The 21924-nt window shown below is 66.9% G+C and carries 23 protein-coding genes; 8 read left to right on the forward strand and 15 right to left on the reverse strand.

What is annotated here, in order from left to right:
* Positions 1 to 123 precede the first annotated feature (123 nt).
* Positions 124 to 2673: a TonB-dependent receptor gene (locus AC1RJ5_RS18885; RefSeq protein WP_493115065.1), complete on the forward strand. Its 2550-nt coding sequence runs from the start codon at positions 124 to 126 to the stop codon at positions 2671 to 2673.
* 46 nt (positions 2674 to 2719) lie between these two features.
* On the opposite strand, the gene AC1RJ5_RS18890 is transcribed toward AC1RJ5_RS18885, so the two are convergent.
* The 6 genes from AC1RJ5_RS18890 to AC1RJ5_RS18915 are packed head-to-tail and all read right to left on the reverse strand — an operon-like array spanning position 2720 to position 5267.
* Positions 2720 to 2932: a hypothetical protein gene (locus AC1RJ5_RS18890; protein ID WP_269572612.1), complete on the reverse strand. Its 213-nt coding sequence runs from the start codon at positions 2930 to 2932 to the stop codon at positions 2720 to 2722.
* Positions 2933 to 2960: 28 nt separating this feature from the next.
* The gene (locus AC1RJ5_RS18895) at positions 2961 to 3983 is read right to left on the reverse strand and encodes a hypothetical protein (RefSeq protein ID WP_493115068.1); all 1023 of its coding nucleotides are present in this window, start codon (positions 3981 to 3983) and stop codon (positions 2961 to 2963) included.
* Positions 3984 to 3995: 12 nt separating this feature from the next.
* Positions 3996 to 4367, reverse strand: coding sequence for a hypothetical protein (locus AC1RJ5_RS18900; protein ID WP_269572610.1), 372 nt, complete (start codon positions 4365 to 4367; stop codon positions 3996 to 3998).
* A gap of 3 nt (positions 4368 to 4370) precedes the next feature.
* Positions 4371 to 4667, reverse strand: coding sequence for a RebB family R body protein (locus AC1RJ5_RS18905; RefSeq protein WP_493115070.1), 297 nt, complete (start codon positions 4665 to 4667; stop codon positions 4371 to 4373).
* 28 nt (positions 4668 to 4695) lie between these two features.
* Complete coding sequence (locus tag AC1RJ5_RS18910; RefSeq protein ID WP_184168906.1) at positions 4696 to 4965, reverse strand: RebB family R body protein; 270 nt, start codon at positions 4963 to 4965, stop codon at positions 4696 to 4698.
* Between the two features lie 20 nt (positions 4966 to 4985).
* Positions 4986 to 5267: a RebB family R body protein gene (locus tag AC1RJ5_RS18915; RefSeq protein ID WP_184168905.1), complete on the reverse strand. Its 282-nt coding sequence runs from the start codon at positions 5265 to 5267 to the stop codon at positions 4986 to 4988.
* Positions 5268 to 5345: 78 nt separating this feature from the next.
* Here AC1RJ5_RS18915 and AC1RJ5_RS18920 point away from each other — a divergent pair, with 78 nt between their 5' ends.
* On the forward strand, positions 5346 to 5576 hold the full coding sequence (locus AC1RJ5_RS18920; protein WP_269572608.1) for a hypothetical protein: 231 nt from the start codon (positions 5346 to 5348) through the stop codon (positions 5574 to 5576).
* Positions 5577 to 5713: 137 nt separating this feature from the next.
* On the opposite strand, the gene AC1RJ5_RS18925 is transcribed toward AC1RJ5_RS18920, so the two are convergent.
* Positions 5714 to 7750: a M13 family metallopeptidase gene (locus AC1RJ5_RS18925; protein ID WP_493115073.1), complete on the reverse strand. Its 2037-nt coding sequence runs from the start codon at positions 7748 to 7750 to the stop codon at positions 5714 to 5716.
* 184 nt (positions 7751 to 7934) lie between these two features.
* Here AC1RJ5_RS18925 and AC1RJ5_RS18930 point away from each other — a divergent pair, with 184 nt between their 5' ends.
* Positions 7935 to 10409 carry a TonB-dependent receptor domain-containing protein gene (locus tag AC1RJ5_RS18930; RefSeq protein WP_493115075.1) on the forward strand — a complete coding sequence of 825 codons (2475 nt, stop codon included), beginning with the start codon at positions 7935 to 7937 and terminating at the stop codon, positions 10407 to 10409.
* Between the two features lie 63 nt (positions 10410 to 10472).
* Here the strand turns inward: AC1RJ5_RS18930 and AC1RJ5_RS18935 are convergent, their stop codons facing one another.
* The 5 genes from AC1RJ5_RS18935 to AC1RJ5_RS18955 all read right to left on the reverse strand — a co-directional run bounded on the left by AC1RJ5_RS18935 (position 10473) and on the right by AC1RJ5_RS18955 (position 14259).
* Positions 10473 to 11234 (reverse strand): SPFH domain-containing protein, encoded by a 762-nt coding sequence (locus AC1RJ5_RS18935; protein ID WP_184168901.1) that lies wholly within the window; start codon positions 11232 to 11234, stop codon positions 10473 to 10475.
* 148 nt (positions 11235 to 11382) lie between these two features.
* On the reverse strand, positions 11383 to 11751 hold the full coding sequence (locus AC1RJ5_RS18940; protein WP_342249288.1) for a hypothetical protein: 369 nt from the start codon (positions 11749 to 11751) through the stop codon (positions 11383 to 11385).
* A gap of 10 nt (positions 11752 to 11761) precedes the next feature.
* Positions 11762 to 12247 carry a hypothetical protein gene (locus AC1RJ5_RS18945; RefSeq protein WP_493115078.1) on the reverse strand — a complete coding sequence of 162 codons (486 nt, stop codon included), beginning with the start codon at positions 12245 to 12247 and terminating at the stop codon, positions 11762 to 11764.
* 167 nt (positions 12248 to 12414) lie between these two features.
* Positions 12415 to 13827 (reverse strand): type I glutamate--ammonia ligase, encoded by a 1413-nt coding sequence (gene glnA, locus AC1RJ5_RS18950; protein ID WP_269572603.1) that lies wholly within the window; start codon positions 13825 to 13827, stop codon positions 12415 to 12417.
* Between the two features lie 93 nt (positions 13828 to 13920).
* Positions 13921 to 14259 carry a P-II family nitrogen regulator gene (locus tag AC1RJ5_RS18955; protein ID WP_086131131.1) on the reverse strand — a complete coding sequence of 113 codons (339 nt, stop codon included), beginning with the start codon at positions 14257 to 14259 and terminating at the stop codon, positions 13921 to 13923.
* A 264-nt stretch (positions 14260 to 14523) separates the two neighbouring features.
* Here AC1RJ5_RS18955 and AC1RJ5_RS18960 point away from each other — a divergent pair, with 264 nt between their 5' ends.
* Complete coding sequence (locus AC1RJ5_RS18960) at positions 14524 to 14751, forward strand: hypothetical protein (protein ID WP_269572602.1); 228 nt, start codon at positions 14524 to 14526, stop codon at positions 14749 to 14751.
* A gap of 55 nt (positions 14752 to 14806) precedes the next feature.
* On the opposite strand, the gene AC1RJ5_RS18965 is transcribed toward AC1RJ5_RS18960, so the two are convergent.
* The gene (locus AC1RJ5_RS18965) at positions 14807 to 15409 is read right to left on the reverse strand and encodes a hypothetical protein (RefSeq protein WP_269572601.1); all 603 of its coding nucleotides are present in this window, start codon (positions 15407 to 15409) and stop codon (positions 14807 to 14809) included.
* 220 nt (positions 15410 to 15629) lie between these two features.
* On the opposite strand from AC1RJ5_RS18965, the gene AC1RJ5_RS18970 reads away from it, so the two are divergent.
* Positions 15630 to 16565 (forward strand): 6TM ABC transporter family protein, encoded by a 936-nt coding sequence (locus AC1RJ5_RS18970; protein ID WP_493115081.1) that lies wholly within the window; start codon positions 15630 to 15632, stop codon positions 16563 to 16565.
* 44 nt (positions 16566 to 16609) lie between these two features.
* Here the strand turns inward: AC1RJ5_RS18970 and map are convergent, their stop codons facing one another.
* A complete protein-coding gene (gene map / locus AC1RJ5_RS18975; protein WP_269572599.1) occupies positions 16610 to 17434 on the reverse strand; it encodes a type I methionyl aminopeptidase in 825 nt (274 codons plus the stop codon).
* Between the two features lie 83 nt (positions 17435 to 17517).
* Here map and AC1RJ5_RS18980 point away from each other — a divergent pair, with 83 nt between their 5' ends.
* Both AC1RJ5_RS18980 and AC1RJ5_RS18985 read left to right on the forward strand, forming a co-directional pair.
* Complete coding sequence (locus tag AC1RJ5_RS18980; RefSeq protein WP_493115083.1) at positions 17518 to 18273, forward strand: competence/damage-inducible protein A; 756 nt, start codon at positions 17518 to 17520, stop codon at positions 18271 to 18273.
* A gap of 12 nt (positions 18274 to 18285) precedes the next feature.
* On the forward strand, positions 18286 to 19569 hold the full coding sequence (locus tag AC1RJ5_RS18985) for an APC family permease (protein WP_493115085.1): 1284 nt from the start codon (positions 18286 to 18288) through the stop codon (positions 19567 to 19569).
* Here AC1RJ5_RS18985 and AC1RJ5_RS18990 read toward each other — a convergent pair.
* Positions 19549 to 21138, reverse strand: coding sequence for a phytoene desaturase family protein (locus tag AC1RJ5_RS18990; protein ID WP_493115087.1), 1590 nt, complete (start codon positions 21136 to 21138; stop codon positions 19549 to 19551). The two genes, AC1RJ5_RS18985 and AC1RJ5_RS18990, sit on opposite strands and share 21 nt — an antisense overlap.
* A 146-nt stretch (positions 21139 to 21284) precedes the next feature.
* On the opposite strand from AC1RJ5_RS18990, the gene AC1RJ5_RS18995 reads away from it, so the two are divergent.
* A complete protein-coding gene (locus tag AC1RJ5_RS18995) occupies positions 21285 to 21851 on the forward strand; it encodes a hypothetical protein (RefSeq protein ID WP_269576421.1) in 567 nt (188 codons plus the stop codon).
* Positions 21852 to 21924: the final 73 nt, after the last annotated feature.

Genomic DNA, 21924 nt, shown 5'->3' on the forward strand with positions numbered 1-21924 from the left:
ACCGTTTCGGAGTGATCGGACAATGTAAGATTTCGTTGCGCCGCAACATGGCTGTCATGATCCCGGGCCATCGGCCCTGATCAGGGGGCAGGGGAACGCTCCCGCAACAACAGGGAGCACATCATGTCCATCCGCTACGCGCTGCTCGCGCTTGCAAGCCCGATTGCCCTGCTCGCCGCCACCGACGCGGCCGCGCAGGAAGCCGCGCAGCCGGAAGCGGCCACGCAGAGCGAGGGCGGCGAGATCGTCGTCACCGCGCAGCTGGTCGAGCAGAAGCCGATGGACGTGCCGTTCGCGCTGACCGCGCTGCAGGGCCAGTTCCTCGACGACCTGGGCATCACCGAATTCGATCGGCTCGGCCAGTTCATCCCGGGCTTCGACGTGCAGAATCAGTCGCCCAACAACCCCGGCTTCGTGATGCGCGGCATCACCTCGGACTCGGGCGCGGCCTATAACGAGCCGCGCGTCTCGGTCTTCCAGGACGGCGTTTCAATCTCCAAGTCGCGCGGCTCCTATGTCGAGCTGTTCGACATGGAGCGCGTCGAAGTCGCCAAGGGGCCGCAATCGACCCTTTATGGCCGCGGCGCGCTGATCGGCGCGGTCAACCTGGTCCAGGCCAAGGCCGACCCGAAGAACGCCTATGGCTATGTCTATGGGCAATACTCGAACTTCAACGGCTATCGCATCGACCAGACGGTGAACCTGCCGCTGAGCGACGATCTCGCCATCCGCGTCGCCAGCCGGATCAAGGAGCGCGACGGCTTTGTCACCAACCTGCTGGGCGGCGACGATTTCAACGGCATCAAGTCCGAGGCGGTGCGCGGATCGCTGCGCTGGGCGCCCGGCGCGCTCACCTTCGACCTGATCGGCAACTACCAGCACGACAAGGCGACCGGCACCTCGTTCAAGTCGATCGCCTACAATCCCACCAACCCGACCACCGGCGCGGTGATCGGCGATCGCGGGCGCCACAGCGGCGCGGCGCTGGCCAGCCCGTCGAGCTTCGAGCGCGGGCGGCCGCTGGGTCTCGACCGCGACGTGTGGGGCGTGACCGGCATCGCCAATTACGACTTCTCGCCCAACCTCTCGCTCAACGCGATCGGATCGTACCGCGAGTTCGCCGGCATCGAGATCTTCGACGCCGACGGCATCTCGCTGCCGGCGCTGACCGCGGCCGAGGACGCGCAGGGCGACCAGACCATGGGCACGCTGCGCCTGACCTGGAAGAACGACCGGATGACGGCGTTCTTCGGCGGTACCTATTTCCGCGAGAACGGCTTCCAGCGCGCGCCGTCGCAGTTCGACGAGCGCGTCGCCCTGGCCCGCCTGACCAACACGCTGAACGGCGGCGGCGCGATCCCGGGCCGTGCGGCGAGCGACCCGGCGCCGCTGGCGCTGTTCTCGAACACCGCCTTTACCGGCCAGCTGCTCCAGGGTGTGGCGGGTGCGTACGGCGTGGCGCTGCCCACCGCCCAGGCCCAGGCGATCGCGGCGAATCTCAAGTCGGCGCATCAGGAAACCACGACCAACTATGGCCGCACCGAGAGCTGGGACCTGTTCGGGGATGTCAGCTTCAACGTCACCGAGCGGCTCGAGATCGGCGGCGGCCTGCGTTGGAGCCATGACGCGAAGACCACCGGCTTCTCCTCGGCGGTGAGCAACGGCCGCTCGATCCTGGGCGGTTTCATCGGCGCGCTCGGCCAGCCGGCGGCGACCCGCACCGCGCTGCTCGGCGCGCTGGCGGTGCCCGGCGCGGCGAACATCCCGACCTCGGCGCTCTATCCGGTGCCGATGTTCGGCCTGGGCGCGCAGCCGACCGGCACCAACGGCCAGCTCTACAGCGCCGACCACAACGACAGCGGCTTCACCTGGCGCGCGGTCGCCAAGTACGAGCTTTCGCCCGAAGCGAACATCTACGCCAATTATGCGCGGGGCCGCCGTCCCGAGATCCTGGCCGTCGGCGCGCCTTCGGCCCCGGGCGGCGCGGCACGCTTCAACGTGCTGCCGTCCGAGACGGTGGACAGCTATGAGGCCGGCGTGAAGACCGCGCTCGCCAACCGCACGCTCTTCATCGACGGCTCGGTGTTCTATTATCGCTACTCGAACTTCCAGACGACCGAGCAGCAGGGCACGACCTTCGTCACGATCAATGCCGGCCGCGCCGAAAGCTATGGCTTCGAAGGGCAGGTCAGCTGGCGCCCGGCCGACTGGGTCAACCTGTTCGGCAGCTATGCCTATAACCACAGCCGCTTCAGCGCCGGCGCGCGCGAGGGCAACCGCTTCCGCCTGTCGCCCGATCACAGCGCCGCGGTGGCGGTGCAGTTCAAGGTGCCGGCCGGCCCGGTGAAGATCGACTTCACCCCGAGCCTGACCTGGCAGTCCAAGGTGTTCTTCGACGACGACAACGACCTGCCGGCGCTGCAGGTGAACAACCTGGTACCCGACCTGGTGCAGGACGAGGTCCAGGGCAGCTATGCGCTGGTCGATGCGCGGCTCGGCTTCGAGACCGACAATGGCCGCTGGCGGATCGAGGGCTTCGTCACCAACGCCTTCAACCAGAAGTACATCAAGGACGCCGGCAACACCGGCGACGCGCTGGGCATGCCGACCTTCATCGCCGGCGAACCGCGCATCTATGGCATCGCCGCGAGCCTGAAGCTGGGCACGCGCTAACGGGTAAAAGGGGGAGCGCCCGGTATTCCGACAGGGAGCCGGGCGCTTATTTCTTCGGGGCCGGCTTTGGCTTGGCGGCAGTCCTGGGCTTTGCCGCGGCCTTGGGCCGGGGCGCTGCCCTGGCCGGTGGGGCGGCGCTGGCCAGCGTTTCCGGTGCGGGCTCGGGCTGTGTCACGGTGGCGGTCCGCGATATTGCCAGTGCTTCCTCCGCCACCGCGTTGGCGATCGCGGCATGGGCATCCATCAGGTCGTCGCTCATAGCCTGTCTCCTGCTGCCTGAGGCCGGCCTAGGCCGGGGCGAAGTGCTCGAGCGTGATCGCGCCCGTGGCATCGAGCTGCAGCCCGACTTCGCCGGGCTGGTCCGGCTCGCGCGCCGCGAAATGCGCCGTGCCGCCATCCTGGGCAAGGCGGGCGCGATCGAGCGAGGCACGGGTCAGGAACGCCTGGGCCTGATCGAGATGCGCATCGACCAGTGCCTGGCCCGCTGTGCCGGTCTCGCCGCGATAGCCGCCATGGACGACAAGCTGCCAGACGCCGCGCGACAGGCGGGGGAAGCCTATCCGGCGGCCCGTGCGGATCCATCCGGCGACCGCCCCGGCAACGGCTTCCGGCGCGACGAAGCCAGCGACCGCCGGGCAGTCGAGCGCATCGAACAGCATCGGCGCCAGCGCGGCGAGCGCGGCGCGGGCATCGTCGGCGCCCAGCGGGGAGGTGCCGGTGGTGAGCGCGAGGAACGCGCCCAGATAGTCGACGAACTCGACCGGACCATAGGCCCAGTCGATGGCGAAGCGGGCCGCGGCCTTCTGCGCCGCGGCGGCCGGTGCGCCATCGGCGGCGAGCTGGGCCTTGAGGTCGAGCAGCGCGATCCGCTCGCCCAGCGACAGCGCCTGGAACAGCGGGGCGCCCGCCACGCCGAGCGACTTGAGCAGCGTATCGACCGCGGCGAGATCGGCGGCGGTATGCAGCGCCTCGCTCGCCAGCAGCGTCTGCGCCGCGGCGGTGGTGGCCGCGTCCTCGCTGCCTGCCTCCACCGCCATCAGCAGCCGCAGGTCGGCTGCGGACAGCGCGATCAGCCGCGCCGCGCCGGCCAGCAGCCCGAGCTTGGGAAGCAGCACCAGCGGCATGCCGTGCAGCCCCTGCTGGGCGGCGACGACCAGCGCCATCTCGTCCTCGAACGCATAGACGCGCGGCGCCTGGATCGCATGGGCGAGCCATTCATTGCCGCCATCGATGCAGCTCAGCACGAGCAAAGCGGGCTGCGACAGCCCCGCCGGCTGGAAGACCGGCTTGGATGCGACGATCAGTGTCATCCCGGTTTCTCCTCAGGCGCTGGGAAAACCCTTGAGCGCGGTGGCGGCGGCTTCGCAGATCGTCGCATAGCTCCGCACCGCAGTGTCGAGCGTGGCCTGCGCCGCGGCGAGCGTTTCCCGCGCGCCGGCATCGCCCTCGAGCATCTGCGCCATCGCCACGCCGATCGCGGTGGTGGAGACGGTGGAGACGTTGCGCAGCATGTCGGTCGCGTCCTGCACCGCGATCGCGGCGGAGGCGGCGACCGACTGATAGGCACGCCCGGCACCGCTCGCCAGCAGCACCTGCGGCCCGAGCGTGGCATTCTGGGTCTGGTGGATCGCGTCGAGGATGGCGGGATCGATCGTGGATGCCTGGGGTTCGGCTTCGGTTTCGTCAGCGGCCATCGTTCAGCCCTCCTTGCTGGCGCGCGGGGCGGCGGATGGGGCAGGAGGGGACGGGGGCACGGGTGCCGGCGCGACGACCCTGCGCGCGGCGAGGATGCGCGTGCAGGCCGCGGTGGCGGCCGCTGCACCCGATATCGCCGATTGCTGGTGGTGATGGACCGCGCCGTGGAGCAGCGTGCCCAGCGCGTGCGCGGCGGCGAGGTCGACCATCGCCTGCGCGCCGGCCGGCGCGTGGCCGACGACGAGCGTGCTGGTGGCGGCGACGGAATCGACCACCTGGGCGTTCAACGTTGAGCTCATGATCGTGCTCCTGGGCGCAGTGCCCGGCTCAGGCCGACAGGATGTCGTGCGTCGCGATGCCGCTGGTCGTCGTGTCCAGCGAATAGAGCGTTGCCACGCCCATCGTCGTCGCGGCCTGGGCCGTCACATAGTTCTGCTGCTGAGCGTTGGTGGCGTTGTGCGCGGCATTGGCCAGCGCCTGCGCCGTCGCCTGGTAGAGATTGCCGAGCGCGATGGCCGGCGCATCGCCGAGCACCTTGACGTTGGCCTGGGTAACGCTGTCGGTGATCTGGTCGTTGACCGAAGTGGGGAATGCCATTTTCCTGTTCCTTTCTGCGTTCAGGCCGCCGGGCGAAGGGCGTGGAGGAGATCCGTCAGCTCGACGCCTTCGGCGGTGTCGAGCGAATAGAGGGTGGTCACGCTCATCGTCGTAGCCGCCTGGGCGGTGACCCAGCTCTGCTGCTGGGCGGTGGTGGCGTTGTGCGCGGCGTTGGACAGCGCCTGCGAGGTGGCGACGAACAGATTGCCCATCGCGATCGCCGGGGCGTCGCCCAGCACCTTGGTGTTCGCCTGGGTGACGCTGTCGGTGATCTGGCTGTTGATTGCCGTGGGAAATGCCATCGGAGCTTCCTTCCTGGGCTGGTCTGGGGCGGGGTAAGCGGGCGATCAGGCGGGGCGGGCAGCGAGGGAAAGGCGCGCATGCATGTCGATGGAATCGACGATCTGACTGTCGAACCGGTTCTTCTCGGTCACCGCGATCCTCCCCTCTGGCGGCAGATGACGGATCCGTGGATCCGCAAGGCAGCAGCCAAATATCTGCAACTTTCAAATGGGTTCTCGTCGTTCGAAAGACTCGAAGCGTCATTCATCAAGTTGCGGTGCCGAAACTATTCCACGGAAGTGGATTTGCAAGCTGGATTATATAATTGACGCACCGTTCATCTATTTGATGAAAATGACGCCATTTCGGTTTGAATGTTTTATTTCATCGGCATGTATGGTCGGAGCAAAGAAAAGGGGCGCAGGGATCGGATCCCGGCGTCCCTTTTTCCTTTTGTCCCGCTGGCTTACCAGACGTGGACCCGTTCCTCGGGCGGCAAATACAGCTTGTCGCCGGGCTTCACGCCGAAAGCGGCATACCATTCGTCCATGTTCCGCACGATGCCGTTGACCCGGTACTCCTCCGGGCTGTGCGGGTTGGAGAGCAGCTGCGCCCGCAGCGCGCCCTCGCGCGCCTTGCCCTGCCAGCTCTGCGCATAGGCGAGGAAGAAGCGCTGGTCGCCGGTATAGCCGTCGATCACCGCCGGTTCGCCGTGGCGCGAGACATAGCGGCGATAGGCGGCGTACGCCGCCTCGAGCCCGCCCAGGTCGCCGAGATTCTCGCCCAGGGTCAGCTGGCCCTTGATATGGACGCCGGGGATCGGCTCGTAGCTGTCGAACTGCTTGACCAGCGCCTGGGCATGCGCGGTGTAGCGATCGGCCGACTCCTTGGTCCACCAGTCGCGCAGCCTGCCGCTCGCGTCATATTGGCGGCCCTCGTCGTCGAAGCCGTGGCCCATCTCATGGCCGATCGTCGCGCCGGTCTCGCCATAGTTCACCGCCGGGTCCGCCGCCGGATCGAAGAAGGGCGGCTGGAGCTGCGCGGCCGGGAAGGTCACCTGGTTGAGAACCGGGTCGTAATAGGCGTTCACGGTCTGTGGCGTCATGTCCCACAGCGTGCGGTCGACCGGCTTGCCGAGGCGCGACAGCTGGAGGTTCCAGTCGAACCGCTCCGAGGCAAGGTTGTTGGCCAGCGGATCGGTCCGGCTGACCGGCATCGACGAATAATCGATATATTTGACCGGCCCGCCCAGGCGCGGATCGAAGGCGGCGAGCTTGGCGAGCGCTTCCTTGCGGGTGGGTTCGTCCATCCATTTGGCGGCGTTGATCTTGTCGGCATAGGCGGCCCGCAGGTCCTCGACCAGCTCGTTGGCCTGGGCGGCGGCTTCCCTGGTCCAGTGGCGCTCGGCGTAGATCTTGCCGATCGCCTCGCCGAGGCTGCCGTCAAGCAACCGCACGCCGCGCTTCCAGCGCGGGGACTGGGTCTTCACGTCGTTGAGCGTGCGGCTGTAGAAATCGAAGCGGGCGTCGTCGAACGCCTTTGGCAGATACTGGGCGTGATCGCTGACGAAGCGATAGGCGAGCCAGTCCTTCCAGGTGGCGAGCGGCACATCGGCCATGCGCTTGCCGGCGGCGGTGACGGCGGTCGTCTCGCGCACCACCACGGTCGGCATCTTCGCCAGACCCATATGCGCAAGCGTCGCGTCCCAGTCGAACTCGGGGGCGAGCTTCGCCAGCTGGGCGCGGGTCATCGGGTTATAGGTTTTCTGCGGGTCGCGGCGCGCCTCGGGCGTCCACTGGTCCTGCGCCAGCCGGGTCTCGAGCGCCAGGATGGCGTCCGCCTTTGCCTCGGCATCCGCGATGCCGGCGAGCTGCTGGATCTTCACGACATAGGCGCGATAGGCCTTGCGGATCGTGTCGTACTTCTCGCCCTGGAGCAGGTAATAGTCGCGGGTCGGCAGGCCGAGCCGCGCCTGGCCGGCCATCACGGTGTACTGGGTCGGGTTCTTCTCGTCGGCCGAGATGCCGATGCCGATCGGTGCGGCATAGCCCGGCTCGGCCATCAGCAGGTTGAGCGCCTTGCGGTCCTTCACCGCCGTAATCCGCCCGAGATGGGACTTGAGCGGAGCGGTGCCGCGCGCCTCGATCCCGGCCTCGTCCATCCACGCGGCGTAGAAGTCGCTGACCTGGCGCATCACCGGATCGGCGGGGTGCGCGCCGGCACCCTCGACCAGGGTGCGGACCTCGACCTCGGTTTCGTCGGGCAGGTCGTAATTATAGCCGGCGCGCGACTTGTCCGGCGCGATCGGCGCGTCCCGCAGCCAGCTGCCTTCGGCGAAGCGGAAGAAGTCGTCGCCCGGCTTCACGCTCTTGTCCATCGTCGCATAGTCGACGCCCCAGCTGCCATATTTCGGCTTGGCGGGGCTGGTCTGGGCAAGAGCAGGCATGGCGAGCGCGGACGTGCCGAGCAGCAGCGCGGCGGCGGCGAGACGGGATAGACGCATGCGGGGAAACCTCCGGGTGGTGCAGCGGGCTATCACACCGGAACCGGCCCGATCAATCGCTCCCGGCGTACCGCGCAGTACGGCAAATGTTTCCGAAAAATGTCCCCGAACGAAGCTTCGTCCCGGATCGGTTCTATAAAGTCAAAATTACAAGAATTGCGCATTTAATGGGGAAGGGGCCGAAGTGAAATTACGTTACCTGTTGCTTGCCTTCGCGGCGAGCTGTGCTGCTACGCCTGCGCTGGCGCAGACCGAGACCGCGCCGAAGGAAACCGACGCGGCCAAGCCGGCCAAGCCCGCGACGCAGGATGTGTTCTCGACCGGTGTCGCCAAGGGGCGTGACCGGCTCGACAGCGCGACCTCGACCAGCGCGCTCAAGGCGAGCGAGATCGAGAAGCTCGGGCCGCGTCCGCTTGGCGATATCCTGCGCACCATGCCCGGCCTGCGCGTCGAATCCGCGATCGGCGAGGGCAATGCCAACTACACCGTGCGCGGCCTGCCGCTTGCGGCTGGCGGCTCCAAGTACATGCAGCTGCAGGAAGACGGCCTGCCGGCGCTCGAGTTCGGCGACTTCTTCAACTTCGGCGGCGACGTGTTCCTGCGCGCGGACTTCAACCTGGCGGCGGTGGAATCGATCCGCGGCGGCTCGGCCTCGACCTTCGCCTCGGACTCGCCGGGCGGCCTGATCAACCTGATCTCGAAGACCGGCGATCAGCCGGGCGGCGCGGTGCAGGTCACCCGCGGGCTCGACTATGGCGAGAACCGCATCGATGCGGACTATGGCGCGAAGCTCAGCGAGAATCTCCGCTTCCATGTCGGCGGCTTCTATCGCTGGGGCGAGGGTCCGCGCGAGATCGGCTTCACCGGCTATCGCGGCGGCCAGATCAAGTTCAACGTCACCCGCCAGTTCAGCAACGGCTATATCCGGCTGAACGCGAAGTATCTCGACGATCGCTCGCCGACCTTCGCGCCCTATTATTTCAAGCTGACCGGCACCGATGCCAATCCGGTGATCGCCAACTTGGCGAATTTCGACATTCGCAGCGACTCGGTGCTCTCGCCGAACATCAGCCCGGTGACGACGCTGGACGGCAAGAACCAGCTGCACCGCTTCCCGGTGAAGGACGGCATGCATCCCAAGTCCAAGTCGATCGGGCTCGAGGCCCAGTTCGACTTCGGCGGCTGGACGATCAGCGAGAAGGCGCGCTTCTCGAAGAACTCGGGCGACTTCCTGCGCGTCTTCGCCAATAGCGCGGACACGGTGGCGAACTTCGCCGTATCGCAGGGCGGCGCCGGCGCGACCGCGCGCTATGCCACCGGCCCCAAGACCGGTCAGCTGGTCCCGGCCAACGCCAATGGCAACGGCCTGCTCGCGCTCTATTACATGGCCGAGACCCGCGCCCGCTCGCTCGACAACTTCACCAACGACCTGCGTGCCACCCGCGTCTGGGGCGTCGGCAAGGGCAAGCTGACGATGACGGCCGGCGTCTACAAGGCGATCCAGACGCTCAATTCCGAGTGGCTCCACTCGGCGATCGACGTCGATGTCGCCGGCAATGGCGAGACTGCGATGGTCAACATCTTCAACGCCGCCGGCGTGGCCCAGACCCAGGACGGCTTCTACGCCTATGGCCGGGGCCGCAGCAGCAAGTTCCGCCGCATCTTCGACGTGAAGTATGATGTCACCGCGCCCTATGGCTCGGTGAACTATCATGTCGGCAAGGTCGCGATCGGCGGCAGCCTGCGCTACGACATCGGCAAGGTGCGCGGGTCGCTCTACGGCGCCGATCTGGGCGGTCGGGGCACCGGGCTGATCTCGTACGACGTCAATGGCGACGGTACGCTGAGCGTGCCCGAGCGCAGCGTCGCCTGGCTGCCGCTGAGCCAGCCGGCGCCAGTGAACTATGACTATGGCTATCTGAGCTATTCGGCCGGCATCAACTACCGCGTCGCCGAGCCCTTCTCGCTGTTCGCCCGCTACAGCAAGGGCGGGCGCGCCAATGCCGACAAGATCCTGTTCACCCCGGTGGTGAGCACGACCGATGGCAGTGTGGCGAATGACAGCGACAAATATGACGCGGTTCGCCAGCTGGAAGGCGGCTTCAAGTTCCGCAAGGGCGGCGCCAATTTCAACGCCACCGCCTTCCTCGCGCATGCCGATGATCACAATGTGCTCAACGGCTCGGCCAACCAGACCATCCGCAGCTACCGGGCCTATGGCCTGGAGATGGAAGGCGGCTTCCGCCGGGGTGCGTTCAGCATCACCGCGGGCGCGACCTATACCAAGGCGAAGATCACCGAGGACAAGCTCGACTCGACGCTGACCGGCAAGGAACCGCGTCACCAGCCGGCCTGGACCTTCGAGGCGACGCCGCAGTTCGAGACGAAGCACTTCACTGTCGGTGCGAACGTGGTGGGCCTGACCAGCAGCTATGCGCAGGACAGCAACCTGCTGCGGATGCCGGGCTTCACCGTGGTCAACGCGTTCCTGCAGGTGCGCCCGCTGCCGCGGGTCCAGCTGATGCTCAACGCGAACAACCTGTTCGACAAGATCGGCTTCTTCGAGATCTCGCAGAGCACCGTGCCGGCCAACGGCATCGGCTCGGGCCGCGCGATCAACGGGCGGACGATCTCGGGTTCGCTGCGCTACGACTTCTGAGGCGCGGCGCATGGGGGAGGGGCGCTCGGGAGACCGGGCGCCCCTTTTTTCATGCCGGGCGGATCAGGCGGCGCCGAGCTTGCGCGCCGCCTCGAGCAGTTCGGTGGGGAACATCGCGACGATCGTCGAATTATGCTCGACGCCGATCTCGGTGAGCGTCTGCAGCCGGCGCAGCTCGAGCGCGCCCGGGCTGGCGGCGATGACGTTCGCGGCATCGGCGAGGGTGCGGGCGGCTTCCTGTTCCCCCTCGGCCTTGATGATGCGGGCGCGCTTCTCGCGGATCGCCTCGGCTTCCTTGGCGATCGCGCGCTGCATCTGGGAGGGGATGTCGAGGTCCTTGATCTCGACCGCGTCGATCGCGACGCCCCAGCGCTCGCAGGTCTGGGCGAGCAGCTCGAGCAGGCGCTGGTTGATCGCGGTGCGGTCCTTGAGCATCCGGTCGAGGTCGCTCTGGCCGATCGCGTCGCGCATCGCTGTCTCGGCGGCCTGGATCACGGCGCTGCGCCAGTCGGCGACGGTGGTGACGACGCGTTCGGCCTGCGCGGCGCGGAACCATAGCACCGCGTTGACGCGCACCGCGACGCCGTCGCGGGTGACGGTCTCCTGCGTGTCGAGCGCCCAGGTGAGGGTGCGCAGGTCGACCTTCACGATGCGGTCGGCCAGCGGGATGCGCCAGAACCAGCCCGGCCCCTTGGTCTCGTGGAGCCGGCCGAGGCGGAAGACGACGCCGCGCTCATATTCCTGGTTGATGCCGAAAGAATTCAACGCAAACGCAAGCACGATCACCCCGATCGGGGCGAGAATTACCAGCGATGTCGGGAGCATTTCGAATGCCTTCGATGCCGCTTGCACGCGGCGAGGTGCGGCGATTGCCGCAGGCACCATTTACGCTCGTTGCGAAGACGAACCAAGCAGCGTCACGCGGATTTGCGGTTGCAGGAAATGCATGTTGCCGTTGCGGCCTGCCGGTGGATCAGAGATTGATCGGCGGCGTTTCCGGCAGGCGATTGGCGGGGAATCCGGCACCGGTCAGGATCGCGCGGACACCGCCCCAGAGCGCACCGGCGATCGCGTTCCACGCCTGCTCGATCGTCAGCGCCGACAGCATGACGACCGACTTCGCGGCGTTCTCGGCATTCTGCTGAAGGCCCTGGAGGAAGAACGCGAAGAGCTCGTCGTCGTTCTTGAGCGATCCGGTCGCGCGCGAGGTGGCGATGTTCTCGGCCTGCCTGGCAAGCAGATTGCCCTGACTCTGCACGAAATTGCTGATCACCGAGTAGCCCTGGCCCAGTTCGCCCTTCAGCGCGGCGACCATGTTGCCCAGAATGTCCTGACTATTCATGGCTTCCCCCTTAGCGCTTCAAGGCGTTTTCGACGGTGAGCGCCTGGGCGATCGCCGGATCATAGTTGCCGCGGAACAGGACGACGATATCGGGCTGGAGACCGGCGCTCTTATGGGTGTCCCGCATCCGGCGGAAGGTGCTCAGGATCTGCGCCAGGCTGGCCGGCGAAGTGTTCACGCAGGCGGTGGGATCGGTTTCGCTCTTGCAGAGCTTCTCGACGAGCTTGAGCCCGGAAAGCCGCCTCGCGAGAGGCGGGATCTGACGGGTCATCGCCTGCTGGCGGAGGGATTCGAACTGGCCGATCAGCGCGGCATAGCGCGGCGCATAAGTGGGGAAATCCGAGGCCGGCGAGCCGGTTTCCAGCTCGGCGAAGAGCGTCAGCGCCTGGGTGTTGGTCTGGTCCAGCCCCTGGACCAGCGCCGGATCATAGGCGGGTGCCAGTTGGACCGTGCAGGCCGCGAGCACGAAGGCCCATAGCAGGACAGTGCGCTTCAAGATTGCCGGAACCATCATGCCCACCCCCAAGGATGCCTCGATTCATCACAGGCGTGCTGCCGGGGGAAGCGGTTATTTGGCCAATTCCGTGCAATCGGCGGCGAGCGGATACGAAAACGCCCGGACCTTCCGGCCCGGGCGCTTCGCTTCTGGTCTGTCCGTAGGGATCAGGCCGAATAGTACATGTCGTACTCGACCGGCGACGGGGTCATCTCCCAGCGAGCGACTTCGCCGCGCTTGATGTCGATATACGCCGCGATCTGGTCCTTGGTGAACACGTCGCCCTTGAGCAGGAAGTCCTGATCGGCTTCCAGGCTGTCCAGCGCTTCGCGGAGCGAACCGCAGACGGTCGGGACCTGCTCGAGCTCTGCCGGCGGCAGGTCGTACAGGTTCTTGTCCATCGGGTCGCCCGGGTGGATCTTGTTCTGGATGCCGTCGAGGCCGGCCATCAGCAGCGCCGCGTAGCAGAGATACGGATTGGCCAGCGCATCCGGGAAGCGGAACTCGACGCGCTTCGCCTTGGTGCCCGCACCGTACGGGATGCGGCACGAAGCCGAGCGGTTGCGCGACGAATAGGCGAGCAACACGGGAGCTTCATAGCCCGGGACCAGGCGCTTGTAGCTGTTGGTCGACGGATTGGTGAAGGCGTTGAGCGCCTTGGCGTGCTTGATGACGCCGCCGATGAAGTAGAGGCACGCGTCCGACAGGCCGGCATAGCCGTTGCCCGCGAAGGTGTTGGCACCCTTTTCCCAGATCGAGATATGGGTGTGCATGCCCGAGCCGTTATCTTCCTTGATCGGCTTCGGCATGAAGGTCGCGGTCTTGCCATAGGCGTTGGCGACCTGGTGCACGACATACTTGTAGATCTGCATGCGGTCGGCAGTCTGGACGAGCGTGCCATAGGTCAGGCCGAGCTCATGCTGCGCCGCGGCGACTTCGTGGTGGTGCTTGTCGCAGGGCAGGCCCATTTCGAGCATGGTGGCGACCATCTCGCCGCGGATGTCGACGGCCGAGTCGACCGGCGCGACCGGGAAGTAGCCGCCCTTGGCGCGCGGACGGTGGCCGAGGTTGCCGGCCTCATATTCCTTGCCCGAATTGCCCGGCAGCTCGATGTCGTCGATCGCGTAGTACGAGGTCGAGTAGCTGTTCTCGAAGCGCACGTCGTCGAACATGAAGAACTCGGCTTCCGGACCGACATAGACGGTGTCGCCGATGCCGAGCGACTTGAGATAGGCCTCGGAGCGCTTCGCGGTCGAGCGCGGGTCACGGGCATAGAGCTCGCCGGTCGAGGGCTCGACGATGTCGCAGACCAGGATCAGCATCGGGGTGGCCGAGAACGGATCGATCCAGACGGCGTCCAGATCCGGCTTCAGGATCATGTCCGACTCGTTGATCGCCTTCCAGCCCTCGATCGACGAACCGTCGAACATCAGGCCGTCGGTCAGCTCGTCCTCGCCGATCACCTTGGCGACCATGGTGAGGTGCTGCCACTTGCCCTTGGGATCGGTGAAACGAAGATCGATCCACTCGATCTCGTTGTCCTTCACCATCTTCAGAACGTCGCTGGCCGAATTCGCCATTGTTGAACCCTTTCGCTCTCTTTCGTTGACCCGACGAATCGGGAAAGAATCTTGCCCCAGAGGGGTGCTACATCGACGCTATGTTGCGCCGCGTCAAATCGCGTTTTCGTTGCGCTCGCCGGTGCGGATGCGCAGCGCGGTCTCCACCGGGATCACGAAGATCTTGCCGTCGCCGATCCGGCCGGTCTGCGCCGCGGCGGCAACCGCCTCGACCACGCGATCGGCAAGCGAGTCCTCCACGACGACCTCGAGCTTCACCTTGGGAAGGAAGTCCACGACATATTCTGCGCCGCGATAGAGCTCGGTATGGCCCTTCTGACGGCCGAAGCCCTTGGCTTCGGTGACGGTGATGCCGGAAACGCCCACTTCATGCAGCGCTTCCTTCACTTCGTCGAGCTTGAACGGCTTGATGATCGCTTCGATCTTTTTCACGGTTTCCCCCGAGGCACATGAGGCTTGCCTGTCCGCGCGTCTGGCAAGGTTCGTGCCAGTGCGGGACTCGGCTTGCTCCCTCGGATGCACGCCGGGCAAAGCTTTAACAAGTGCCTATCAATTGAGCAGCGGGGCCCGTGGTGCCGGATTTGGGGGCAGCAGCTCGGTGCGAGGCTGAAACGGGGCGACCGGCAGGTCTTTTTGGGAACCGGCAAGGCCGGTCGCGGGTTGTACGCTGCTTGAGCGTACCGGGGTGTGACCCAAATGCAGACAATGCCGATGAACCTGCCCGCCGAGTTGCATCGGCGGGGAAGCGATGTGCCGGGTGGCGACGTGATCGTCGCCCGAGGGCCGCTGGTCATCATGGCGCAGGGCCTGCTCGCGCTCGACCCCGAAGCGCGCAAATGCTGCTGGATTCACAGCGAGGCGGGTGACCTGGACGCGGCCGGCGCCGAGGAGCAGCTCGAAGGCTGGGGCAGGCTGCCGCATTGAAACGCCCCCGGAAGCACGGGCTTCCAGGGGCGTCTCGTAACCTGAAAAGGCAGGATCAGCGGGTGGCGGGGCCGCCGCCCGGGATCTGGACGTTGAGCGGCTCGGTGGTGAACACCTTGTACTCGCGGCCCTGCTCGACGATCGCGCTCTTGCCGGTGACGAAGGCGCCGAACACGCCGACCGCCACCGCCGCACCGACCGCGGCGCCGGTATTGCCCTGGCCCTCCTGGCGGAAATGGCCCTTGAGCGGGATGCGATTGCCGTTGAGCTCGATATGAGTGATGTCGAACTCCATCTTGGCCGACTTGCCGAACGCACCCTTGCCGGTGCGATAGGTGACGATGCCAAAGGCCGGCGTGCCCTTCGGGATCACCACAAAGTCGCCGATCATCACATTGTTCGCGACGCTCAGGTCGAACTTGTGGCCTTCCTTCTTGAACTTCTTCGAGTTCAGCTCGGCATTCATGCTGACGGTGACTTCGGTGTTCGGGGCCAGCGTGGCCGTGGAGCCGGCGATGGCGGTTTCGATCGGGCGTGCGACGATCGGTGCCGAGCCCCCCGGCGTGGCGGTAACCACCGCAGGCGTGGTCTGCGGTGCGCTCTGCGGCGCATCCTGCGTGCCGGACACGAGCAGCATCATCCCAATAACGATATTCATGATTCCCCCCAGTGCAAAGAATTGCCCCCAATTGGTTGCGCGGGTCGTTGCAAAGGTCAAACAATATTTGGTCCGCGTTCCATGCGGTTAGATGGTTACCCCGCAGTTGCGAAAGAAAAGCGGGCGTGAGGACTGGTCCGCTTCGGTTCGAACCGGTATTCGGTCCTGCGACCCCAAAGGGGCGGTCGCTTTCCTTGAAACAGGGCAGGAAAAACCGATCATGAACCTCCGCATGATGTTCGGTGCGGCCGTTGCGGCCGGACTTCTCTTTTCCGTGGCGCCGGCACAGGCGCAGTTCGGCAGCATCGGCAAGCTGGTGAAGAAGGCCGGCGTGAGCATGCCGAGCCTGCAGAAGGAGCCGATCACGACGAGCCTGCCGGACGCGAAATGGGGCGATCCGAGCCGGGACGGCTTCGTGCCGCGTGAACCCAAGAAGCCGCTTTCGCAGTTGCAGCGCACGGCGGCTGGCGGGTTCGTGCTGCAGCCAGGCTATTACAGCTTCCACGACCAGAGCTATTGCCTGAAGGCCGGCACCCACGGTCCGGGCGGGGGTGACGGCTATCTTTACGCGCCGCCCAAGGGACCGGCCGAGGATGTGGTGCTGGCGATCGTGCGCAATTCGGTGAGCCATCCCGAGATAGACCAGCACATCATCCAGACTTTGCTCTGGGCGATCATCGCGCGGGCGAAGTTCGAGGATCTGTCGACCGAACACAAGGCGGTGGCGGCACAGCTGCTCACTCCGCGCCAGCTCGCCTCGCTCAACCGCAGCGCGCTCGACCTGCTCAACCAGGGGCCGATCGCCGACAATCTGCCGAGCGGCGTGCGCCAGGCGCTGCGCGCCGAGGCGGACCTGCGGCGGATGCTGGCTTCGGGCGGCAGCTATGCCGATCTTGAGCGGGTGGCGGTGCTCGCCGGCGCGGCCGGCGTGGGCGAGGGCAGCGAGGACGTGCCGAGCGGGCGTTGGAGCAAGCACCCGGACGGCTATTTCATCCGCTACCTGCCGCAGAGCTACACCAACACGATCGTCGAGATCTGGGTGCCGCAGGGCAGCCCCGCCGCGGGCCGGGAATATGACCCGGCGACGCACATTGCGGTGCCGGGCAACACCAACCGCCAGAGGCTGATCCAGTCGGGCCGGCCCTACAAGTCGTGAGATGAGGGGAGGGGCGGTGCGGACCGCCCCTCATTCCCCGCGCTTCAATAGGGCGGGTGGTCGAGGCCCTTGGGGCTCTTCGTGAAGATCTCGCAGCCGGTTTCGGTGATGCCGATCGAATGCTCGAACTGGGCCGAGAGCGAACGGTCGCGGGTGACCGCCGTCCAGCCGTCGTCGAGCAGCTTCACGTCGGCGCGGCCGATATTGATCATCGGCTCGACCGTGAAGAACATGCCGGGGCGCAGCTCAGGGCCGGTGCCGGGGCGGCCGACATGGACGACCTCGGGCGCGTCGTGGAAGACCTGGCCAAGGCCATGGCCGCAGAAATCGCGGACGACGCCGTAGCGATGCTTCTCGGCATGGCGCTGGATCGCGTGGCTGATGTCGCCGAGATGATTGCCGGGCTTGGCCTGCTCGAGGCCGAGCATCAGGCACTCATAGGTCACATCGACCAGGCGGCGCGCCTTGATCCCGACATCGCCGACCAGGAACATGCGGCTGGTGTCGCCGTGCCAGCCGTCCAGCATCGGCGTCACGTCGATATTGACGATGTCGCCGTCCTTGAGCGCCTTCTCGCTGGGGATGCCGTGGCAGACGACATGGTTGCTCGAGATGCAGCAGCTGTGCGTGTAGCCGCGATAGCCGAGCGTGGCGGGCACGCCGCCGGCGGCGATCGTCATCTGGCGGACGATGTCGTCGAGCTCGGCGGTGGTGACGCCGGGCACGACATGCGGGACGAGTGCATCGAGGATCTCGGCGCCGAGGCGGCCGGCGCGGCGCATGCCCTCGAAGCCCGCCGGGCCATGGAGCTTGATCGCGCCATCGCGGGCCTGCGGCATGTCGGCAGTAACGGTCACATATTCGGTCATCGAGGCCATATAGGCCGATCGGCCGGGTTTTTCGAGAGGCAGAAACGCTAGGCGCGGGCACCGCATGCGGCTATGCCGGTGCCATGGGAGAGCGCATCTGGACGGCTGGGCTGGCGGTGATCGGCGACGAGATTCTCTCGGGCCGCACGCAGGACAAGAACATTGCCCAGATCGCGACCTGGCTGAACGTGCAGGGCATCCGCCTGGCTGAGGTGCGGGTGGTGCCGGACGTGCAGGAACGCATCGTCGAGGCCGTGAACGCGCTCCGCGAGCGCTACGATTATTGCTTCACCACCGGCGGCATCGGGCCGACGCATGACGACATCACTGTCGATGCCATTGCCGTAGCCCTGGGCGTCGGCGTGGTGATCCATCCCGAGGCGCGCGCGGTGCTGGAGCGCTATTACGAGACGCGCGGCGGCATCACCGATGCGCGGCTGCGCATGGCGCGGGTGCCCGAGGGCGCCGAGCTGATCCCCAATCGCATGTCCGGTGCGCCCGGCATCCGCGTGGGAAACCTCTTCATCCTGGCCGGTGTGCCGCATATCACCGCGGGTATGCTCGATGCGCTGACCGGCACACTGGAAGGCGGCCGGCCGGTGCTGTCGCGGACGATCGGATCCTGGGCGGCGGAAAGCGAGATCGCCGACATGCTGGCCGCTACCGAGCGCGCGCACGAAGGCGTGGCGATCGGCAGCTATCCCTTTTTCCGCGACGGCAGGATCGGCGCGAACTTCGTGGTGCGGGCGACCGAGCAGGGGGTGCTCGATGCCTGTGCGGAAGACCTGATCGCGGGGCTGGCCGCCAAGGGGCTGGAGGCAGTCGACGGCGGCATCTGAGGGGGACGGCATATGGGCGAAGGCAAGCGACCATTCGGCTTCTGGACGGCGGCGGCGCTCGTCGTCGGCGGGATGATCGGATCGGGGATCTTCGTGCTGCCCGCCCAGCTCGCGCCGTTCGGCTGGACCGGGGTTGCGGCCTGGGTCTGCGCGATCGCCGCCGCCGCATTGCTCGCTACCGTGCTCGCCGCGCTGGCCAGGGCGATGCCCGAGGAACCCGGCGCGGTGGCGATCTGCGCGCGCGCGCTGGGGCCGCTGCCTGGCGTGCTCGTCGGCTGGGCCTATTGGGTGGGCGTGTGGTGCGCCAATGCGGTGATCGCGCTCACCGCCATACGCTATCTCGGCGTATTCTGGCCGGCGATGACCGCGACCGCGCTGTCGAGCGCGCTCTGGGCGGTGGCGCTGATCTGGCTGCTCACCGCGCTCAACCTGCAGGGCGCCAGGGCGGCGGGAAACTTCCAGCTGGTGACGACCGCGCTCAAGCTGCTGCCCCTCATCGCCGTCGTGGCGATCCTTGCCGGGCTGGCGCTGTCCGGCGGCAGGCAGTTCGGCACGGAGGCGCATGCGCCCTTCGCGGCGGGCCAGCTGACGCCCGCAATTACCCTGGCATTCTTCGCGCTGGTCGGCTTCGAGGGGGCGAGTGTCGCCGCCGAACGGGTGCGCGATCCGGCGCGCAACGTGGTGCGTGCGACCCTGGCCGGGCTGGCGCTGACGGCACTGCTCTACCTTGTCATCTGCTCGGGCATCATCTTCGCCATGCCGGTGGCGGCGGTGGCCGAAGCCCAGGCGCCGATAGCGCTGTTCGTCGCGCATTATGGCGGTGCCGCCGCGGGCTATGCGGTGGCGGGGTTCGCGGCGGTGGCGGCGATCGGCTGCCTGAACGGCTGGGTGCTGCTGCAGGGAGAAGTGCCGCTGGGAATGAGCCGGGCGGGATTGCTGCCGCGCTGGGTGGCCGTGACCAACAAGCGCGACGTGCCGGTGGGCGTGCTGCTGGCGGCGAGCACGCTGGCCTCGCTGCTGGTGCTGAGCAACGCCACGCGCTCCACGGGTGGCCTGCTCGACTTCATGCTGCGGCTGACCACCGCGGCGACGCTGTGGCTCTATGTCGGGGGCTGCCTGGCGGCGATCCGGCTGGATGTGGCGCGGCCGGTGGCGGTGCTGGGGCTCGGCTTCGCGCTGTGGGTGCTGTGGGGATCCGGGCTGGAGGCGGTGCTGCTCAGCATCGGACTGATGCTGACGGCGGTGCCGCTCTATTTCCTCGCGTTGCGGCGGGGATCAGCCGAACAGCCGGCCTAGCAGGCTGCGATCGCGCAGGATTTCGTGCGCGGCATTGTGCCCCGGCGCGCCGGTGACGCCGCCGCCGGGATGGGTGCCGGCGCCGCACATGTAGAGGCCGCTGATAGGTCCGCGATAATCGCCATGCCCCAGCACCGGCCGCGCGGCCCAGAGCTGATCGAGCGACATGTGCCCGTGCATGATGTCCCCGCCGATCAGGCCGAACTTGCGTTCGAGATCGAGCGGGGAGTGGAGCTGGCGCGCGATCACCGATGCCTTGAAGTTCGGAGCATGCGCGGTGACCGTGTCGATGATCCGGTCGGCGGCGTCTTCCCGGCGCGCGTCCCAGTCGAGGCCGGGGGCGAATTGCTGGCAGAACAGCGCCGCGACATGGCAGCCCGGCGGCGCAAGGCTGTCGTCCACCGTGCTTGGGATCGTCATCTCGACGATGGGTTCTTCGGACATGCCGTTGGCCTTCGCGCTGGTATAGGCGCGGTCCATGTAATCGAGCGTCGGGCAGATCATGATGCCGGCGGTGTGATGCTCCCCGGTGCCGGGAAGCACGGTGAAGTCGGGCAGCTCGGAGAGCGCGACGTTCATCCGGAAGGTGCCCGAGCCGGCCTTGTAGTGGTCGATGCGGCGAGCGAAGTCGGCGGGCATGTCGGCGCGGTCGACGAGCTGGCGATAGAGCAGGGCCGGGCCGACATTCGCGGCGACCACCCCGGCCGCGATCTCTTCGCCGCTCTCCAGCCGGACGCCGGCGACCTTGCCCCCATCCACCAGCAGCTTCGCGACCGGCGCTTCCACGCTGATCTCGACCCCGGCCTCGGCGCACGCCTCCGCCATCAGCCGGGTGATCGCGCCCATGCCGCCGACCGAATGGCCCCAGGCGCCCTTCTTGCCGTTCACTTCGCCGAAGACGTGGTGGAGCAGCACATAGGCGCTGCCCGGCGTGTCGGGGCTGGCATAGTTGCCGACCACCGCGTCGAAGCCGAACGCAGCCTTGATATAGTCGTTCTCGAACCAGCTATCGAGGAAGTCGCGCGCCGACTTGACGAACAGGTCCATCGTGTCGCGCTGGGCCTCCAGCGACATGCCGGCGAGCTTGCGGCCCTGCGCGGCGGCAGCGAGCAGGGCGCGGATGCCGCCGCCTGCATTGGGCGGAGTCTTGAGCGCCATGTCGCGCAGCACTTCGGCGACGCGCTCCAGCGCTTCCTCGTAGCGCGGAAAGGCCTCGGCATCCTTCGCGGAAAAGCGGGCGAATTCGGCGCGGGTGCGCTCAAAGCCGCCGCCCAGCTTCAGATAGCCGCCGTCATGCGGCAGGAAGTTGGAGATCTGTCGCTCGACCACGCGCCAGCCCCGGGCGTGGAGCTTCATGTCCGCGATCACCTTGGGGCGAAGCAGGCTGACCGTGTAGCTGGCGGTGGAATTGCGGAAGCCTGGGTGGAATTCCTCGGTCACCGCCGCGCCGCCGACGATGTGGCGCCGCTCGAGCACCCGGACCTTGAGGCCGGCGCGGGCGAGGTAGAAGGCGCAGACCAGACCGTTATGGCCGCCGCCGATGATGAGCGCGTCGTATCTGCTGGTCATGCTGGCCTATCCCCTTCCGGACGCAGTAGACGGCGAAAGCGGACACGCCGCAAGCCGGCTATCCTCGCTTTCTCCTTGGCTTCTGCACAACGGCGCAGGCGATCCGTGCCATGATGCGGGCAGGATGGATTGTGGAAGGCAGGCAGATGACGGGATCGCGGGAATTGGCCGGTGCCGGCCCCTGGAATGGCTGGCGGATCGCCCGCTGGAGCGTGGCGGTGGCGCTGCTGCTGACGCCGCTGGTGATGATGCAGATCAGCGACGAATGGCATTGGGAAGCGGGCAGCTTCGTGATGGCGGGTATCATGATCGGCGGGGTCGGGCTGCTCTACGAACTGGCCGAGCGGGCGAGCGCAAGCCGGGCCTATCGCGCCGGTGCCGCCGTCGCGCTGATTGCGTCGTTCCTGAGCGTGTGGGCGGTGTTTGTCCGCGATGACGGGACGGGGATCGGCTATTTCCTGGTGGTGATGGCCGCAGGCGTGGGCGCCTTTGCCGCCTGGTTCCGCCCGGCCGGCATGGCGCGGGCGATGCTGGGCGTGGCGGTGATGCAGGCGCTGCTCGGGCTGGCGATCTCGACTGCGCCCGACACCGCGCGCGTGGCGGACGGGCCGTTCAAGGCGATGGTGTTCGGCGGGGTGTTCGCGGCGCTTTGGCTGATCTCGGCGCTGTTCTTCCACGCTGCGGCGAAGGGGGCGAGCCGGTCCACGGGATAAATGTACGCGGAAACCCGCCCGGACGACCGGATCGTCTATATTTCAAAGTTTGCAAGTCACCCATTTTGGCGAA

It is taken from the genome of Sphingomonas sp. GW822-FHT03G08 (genome assembly GCF_058801135.1).